The sequence below is a fragment of the Erythrobacter sp. genome (assembly GCF_038133525.1).
Lineage (GTDB): Bacteria > Pseudomonadota > Alphaproteobacteria > Sphingomonadales > Sphingomonadaceae > Qipengyuania.
This window is the reverse complement of sequence record NZ_JAYPTL010000108.1, coordinates 1-5,332: the sequence shown is the minus strand read 5'-3', so window position 1 is coordinate 5,332 and position 5,332 is coordinate 1. Positions and strand designations below refer to the sequence as shown.

7 protein-coding genes are annotated in these 5,332 nt (G+C 63.1%); 4 read left to right on the top strand and 3 right to left on the bottom strand.

Annotated features, from left to right (window positions below):
- Window positions 1–685, bottom strand: a 685-nt coding sequence (locus AAFM29_RS16535) for a toxic anion resistance protein (protein ID WP_341713850.1), incomplete at its 3' end; no start/stop codon positions are given.
- 146 nt (window positions 686–831) lie between these two features.
- Window positions 832–2,565 carry a fatty acyl-AMP ligase gene (locus AAFM29_RS16530; RefSeq protein ID WP_341713849.1) on the bottom strand — a complete coding sequence of 578 codons (1,734 nt, stop codon included), beginning with the start codon at window positions 2,563–2,565 and terminating at the stop codon, window positions 832–834.
- 113 nt (window positions 2,566–2,678) lie between these two features.
- On the opposite strand from AAFM29_RS16530, the gene AAFM29_RS16525 reads away from it, so the two are divergent.
- The 4 genes from AAFM29_RS16525 to AAFM29_RS16510 are packed head-to-tail and all read left to right on the top strand — an operon-like array spanning window position 2,679 to window position 4,758.
- Window positions 2,679–3,281 (top strand): RecX family transcriptional regulator, encoded by a 603-nt coding sequence (locus tag AAFM29_RS16525; protein ID WP_341713848.1) that lies wholly within the window; start codon window positions 2,679–2,681, stop codon window positions 3,279–3,281.
- Window positions 3,248–3,763 (top strand): DUF192 domain-containing protein, encoded by a 516-nt coding sequence (locus AAFM29_RS16520; RefSeq protein ID WP_341713847.1) that lies wholly within the window; start codon window positions 3,248–3,250, stop codon window positions 3,761–3,763. The genes AAFM29_RS16525 and AAFM29_RS16520 overlap by 34 nt, the downstream gene beginning before the upstream one ends.
- Before the next feature lie 60 nt (window positions 3,764–3,823).
- Window positions 3,824–4,222: an NADH:ubiquinone oxidoreductase subunit NDUFA12 gene (locus AAFM29_RS16515; RefSeq protein WP_341713846.1), complete on the top strand. Its 399-nt coding sequence runs from the start codon at window positions 3,824–3,826 to the stop codon at window positions 4,220–4,222.
- 2 nt (window positions 4,223–4,224) lie between these two features.
- The gene (locus tag AAFM29_RS16510; protein ID WP_341713852.1) at window positions 4,225–4,758 is read left to right on the top strand and encodes a DUF2155 domain-containing protein; all 534 of its coding nucleotides are present in this window, start codon (window positions 4,225–4,227) and stop codon (window positions 4,756–4,758) included.
- On the opposite strand, the gene aat is transcribed toward AAFM29_RS16510, so the two are convergent.
- A complete protein-coding gene (gene aat / locus AAFM29_RS16505) occupies window positions 4,662–5,321 on the bottom strand; it encodes a leucyl/phenylalanyl-tRNA--protein transferase (RefSeq protein ID WP_341713851.1) in 660 nt (219 codons plus the stop codon). The genes AAFM29_RS16510 and aat overlap by 97 nt on opposite strands.
- Between the last annotated feature and the right edge of the window lie 11 nt (window positions 5,322–5,332).

The window sequence follows — 5,332 nt, the reverse complement described above, 5'->3', positions numbered from 1 at the left end:
ACAGCGCGGTCTCGCGAACCGCCTTGGCCTTGGCCGGATCGGTTGCGTCGAGTTCGGCGGCCTTTTCTTCGAGCTTCTGGTCCAGCGTCCGCGAGATGTGGATCATCTGTTCCAGGTTGCCCATTGCTTCCCACAGCTTCTGCCGTTCGACGTCGATCGCGGCATTGTCCATGATCAGCTCATCCTTGCCGCTGGCAAGGTTGCCCAGGATCGACTGGATATGCGTCTGCGCGCTCTGGTAGCTGCGGAAGTAGTTGGTCAGCTTGTTCCCGAAGGGAATGATGCCCAGGAACTTGCGAGTTCCCGAAAGCTTGCCCCGCTTGCCAGGGTCGAGATCCTCGACCACGCGGCGCAACTCGGCAAGGTTGGCGCCGACGCCTTCATCCTTGTCCATTGCGCGGATCGGTCGGTCGAGGAAGCGATTGGACTGGCCCGCAGCGGCCATGATTTCCTTGCGACCCATATTGGTCAGCTGGTCGACCTTCTTGCCGAATTCGGGCGAATTGGCATCCGCCGACACCAGGTCTTCGACGAAGCTGTCGACCTTGGCTTCGAGCTTGCTCTTCACCTCTTCGCCCACCGGGACGAGCCCCGCCGCCTTTTCCGGCGTCACTTCGGGCACCGGGGCTGGCGGGGTCAGTTCGAATTCGACGGCGGTCGCGGTCTGCGTCTTGCTTTCGCTCATGGTTGCGCGGGTCTCCCGTTTGGCAGGCGCATTGAAGTGTATCAGCCTGTATTAGGGGGCTAAGACACGATCTTCAAGGCGATTGCGCAATTGTGCGCGGGCGCGCGCCCCAAGGGCAAGTAAATTCGGCGATCTTCGACTGACTGTCAGGCAGCCAGGTCGAGCGGCTGGATCTCTCCGGCGAGATAGAGTCGCTTGGCCTTGGCGCGGCTGAGCTTGCCCGAACTGGTACGTGGCAGCGTGCGCGGCGGAACCAGTTCGACCACGCAGCTCATGCCGGTAACGCCTCGGACCTTGTCGGCGATCTGGTCGCGCAGCTTGATCCGTTCTTCGGGATCGGACACGCGGCAGTGGACCAGCACGGCGGGAGCCTCCTCGCCGTTCTCGGTATCGATGGAGAAGGCGGCGATGTCGCCGTGGTTGAAGCCCGGCAATTGCTCGACCGCCCATTCGATATCCTGGGGCCACAAGTTCTTGCCGTTGATGATGATCATGTCCTTCGCGCGGCCGACGATGAACAGATAGCCATCGGCGAGGTAGCCCATGTCCCCGGTGTCGAGCCAGCCATCGACGAGGCATTCCTCGGTCGCTTCGGGATTGCGGAAATAGGAGTGCATCACGCTCTTGCCGCGGCACCAGACCTTGCCGATCTGGTGATCGCCCTTGGTCCGGCCCTTCTCGTCGCGGATTTCGACCTCCATGCCGGGGATCGGCTTGCCGCAATTGACGATGGCGCGATAACGGGCGGGCTTCGACAGGTCGCGCGGGCGACCGGACAGACGCTCTTCCTCGACCAGTTCGACCCGAATTCCCTCCCCAGGAGGCATCACGGTAACGGCCAGCGTCGCTTCGGCCAGGCCGTAGCTGGGGTTGAACGCGCTGGCCTTGAAGCCTGCACCAGCGAAGGCGTTGACGAAATTCTGCATCACGTCCGGGCGAATCATGTCGGCGCCATTGCCGGCGGTGCGCCAGCGCGACAGGTCGAAGCGGTCCTCGACGTGGCTCTGGCTGGAAATGCGGCGGGCGCAGATGTCGTAGCCGAATGTCGGCGAATAGCTCAGCGTGGTACCCTTGTTGCGGCTGATCAGGTCAAGCCAGGCCAGCGGGCGGCGCGCGAAATGTTCGGTCTTGAGGTAGTCGACGCTCACCTGGTTGGCGATCAGCGACAGCAGGCAACCGACCAGACCCATGTCGTGATACCAGGGCAACCAGCTGATGACGCGATCATTGGTGCCGATGTCCATCGATTCGGCATGGCCACGCAGATTGTGCAGCAGTGCCTCATGTGTCACCGCCACGCCGGTCGGGAAGCGTGTCGAACCCGATGAGTATTGCAGGTAACTGATGTCTTCGGGGCTTGCCTCGGGTAGCTCGCACTCGGGATCGGGACGCTTAGCGAAATCATCCCAGTTCTGGCCTTCGCAGCCCTGGCGTGCGGCTGCTGCCGCCGCCATTTCCTCGATCTCTGCAGGGTAAATCAGGATCTTCGGATCGCTGCTCTCGAGTTGAACCGACAACTGGTCGATGTAGCTTTCCTTGCCACCGAACCCGGTCGGCAACGGAAGCGGCACCGGCCAGGCTCCGGCATACATGCAGCCGCAGAACAGGGCGGCAAATTCGGGACAGGTCTCGGCCACCAGCGCAACGCGATCGTCCTTGCCGATGCCCGCTGCGGCGAGTTGGCGCGCGACCCGCAGAGCATCCTCGCGCATCTGCACATATGGATAGACGCGCACAAGCGTGCCGCGCATGTCGTGGAAGTTGAGCCCCTTGAGGCTGCGGGCGGCGTAATCGACCGCCTCGGTGAAGGTCGCGAAGTCCGAACGGCGACGGGGAAGGTCGCAATCATTCGGCGTCGGCGTCAGAACGGCGTCGGTCATAATAGTGTAGCGATACCCGTGGATTATGAGCGCCTCGCGGCCACCCCTCATGAGCCCAACGGCGCCCGTCTGCGTGCGGACGCCCGTGTAGTCTTTCCCAATCGATAAGTACTATGGCACGAATATGGCCGATGGTTGAGGATGGTGCAACATTTCGTCGCAAGCGACGCACGCCCAAGCCGCTCGATCGCGTGCGAATCGAGGAACTTGCGCTCGCCTACGTGGCCCGATTCGCCACCAGTGCGGGCAAGCTTGAGGCCTATTTGCACCGCAAATTGCGCGAACGCGGGTGGGATGGTGAAGGTGATCCCGACATCGAGGCCCTGGTCGCGCGATTCGTGGAAAAGTCATACGTGGATGATGCGGTATATGGGCGAGCGAAGGCGCAGGGCCTGCTGGCACGCGGCTATGGCGCACGGCGTGTTGACCAGGCCTTGAAGGCTGCGGATATCGGCGAAGGGTTGCGCGCCGAACTGGGACCCGATGAGAGCGAGCGCCGCGAAGCGGCAGTGGCCTTTGCCCGCAGGCGCAGGTTCGGTCCGTTCGACGCAGCGGAGCCTCGCGATGTCGACGCACGCCATAAGCTACGGGAAAAGCGCCTTGCCGCGATGCTGCGCGCGGGCCATGACTTCGACGCGGCCCGGCGGGTGCTGGATGCCGCCACGATCGAGGAGCTCGAACAATGGGTCGCCGAAGCGCGGGACGCAGCATTCTGAAGCCAATCTTATTCGGGTGGGGAGCGTGCGCGCTGGTCGCCTGCTCGCCGCAGGTTGCGGCGGAAGCAGGCCCTGCCGTCGAAGCGACACAGGCGGACACCCATCCAGTCTCTGGCCTGATGATCATTCCGCTGACCGTTACGGGAGATAGCGGGAAGCACGCCTTCCGCGTGGAAGTGGCGGCAACGCCCCAGGCCCAGAGCAAGGGACTGATGTTTCGCACCGAGTTGCCCGATGATGAGGGGATGATCTTCCCCTATGACGGCACGCGGGCGCAGAGCTTCTGGATGAAGAACACGCCGCTGCCGCTGGACATTATTTTTATCGGCCCGGACCGGAAGATCAGCAACATCGCCGCCATGACCACGCCCTATTCGCTCGATCCGGTCTATTCGATCGGCCCGGTGCTAGGCGTTCTGGAGTTGCGCGGCGGGCGTGCCGCGGAACTGGGCATCGTCGCGGGCGACATGGTCGAATGGTAAGGGTGATTTCGGGCGAGGGAATGCTTGGCCATCGCGTCCGAATCGGCTAACCGCGCCCGCATGAGCTTCCTCGGCAAGATCTTCACCTGGTGGGACGGCGCCACCGTCGGCACGCTCCTCTGGTCGTCGCGCAATGGCGAGCGAGTCGGAACGGACGCGCAGGGCAACGCCTATTTCCGCTCCAAGAAAAAGACCGCCGACGGGCGTGAACGGCGCTGGGTGATCTACGACGGCGCGAACGACGCCAGCCGCGTGCCTGCCGAATGGCATGGCTGGCTCCACGGCGCGTTCGACGATGTGCCTGAAAGCTACTTGCCGCCCCCGCGGATCTGGGAAGCGGATTATACGCCGAACGCCACCGGCACTGCCGCTGCCTATCGTCCGGCCGGCGCGCTGGAGCGTGGCGGCAAGCGCGCCCGCGCTACGGGTGATTACGAAGCCTGGTCGCCGGACGCGTGACGATGCGCCGGGCGCTGGCCCTTTGTTCAGGCCTTCTGCTGCTTGCAGCTTGCGATCGCGAAGGCCCGGGGGCACCCGATGCGCTTGAAACCGAGATTCCCGATGCGTTGAAGACTGCTTCGGTTGCGCCGCAACCCGTCGTCGCGGGTGAAATCGGCACGCCGATGAATGAACGTGTGGCGATGATCGGCCTGCTCAACAAGCGTAACAACGTCAGCCAGGATCTCGAGATGAAGCCTGGCGAACAACGCCGCGTGGGCGACGTGATCGTTCGCGTGCAGGCTTGCGAACGGACCGCACCGTGGGAGATGCCCAAGGAAACCGGCGCTTTCGTGCAGGTGCTGGTCAAGCGCCGGGGTTCGAGTGATCAGTTCGACCGCATCTTCTCGGGCTGGCTGTTCAAGAATTCACCCAGCCTCAACGTGGTCGAGCACCCGATCTACGACGTCTGGGTCAAGGATTGCACGATGGCCTTCCCGGGCGAGGAGGCTCCGGCGAGCTCCGCCACGACTGAGGGTAGTGGCGCAGAAGGCTGACCGCGCGACCCAGAAAGCAGGTCAAGATAACCCGATTGCGGCAATGCCACGGCGCCCATGGTGCCAAGATGGTCGGTCATGAACTGGCAGTCGAGAAGGCGATAACCCGCGTTGCGCATCGCGGCGACCAGCCAGGCGAGCGCTACCTTGCTGGCGTCGGCGGTTCGACTGAACATGCTCTCTCCGCAAAAGACCCGATCAAAGGCGACACCATAGAGTCCACCGACGAGTAATCCGTCCTGCCAACATTCGATCGAATGCGCATAACCGGCACGGTGGAGCATGATGTAGCTCGCTTCGATGCGATGGCTGATCCAGCTTTCGGCATGCTCTTCGCGCGGGGCAGCGCATTCGGTGATCACCGCGCCAAAGTCGTGGTTGCAGGTGACGGCAAAGCGATCCTGCTGCAGCACCTTCTTCAGGCTCTTGGCTAGATGAAAGCCGTCGAGCGGGATTATCGCTCGCTCGCGTGGCTCGACCCAATAGACCTCGTCATCGATGCGGTGGTCGGCCATAGGGAATACACCTGCGCTATAGGCGAGCAGCAGCAGGTCGATCGGGATCGTGCGGGAGG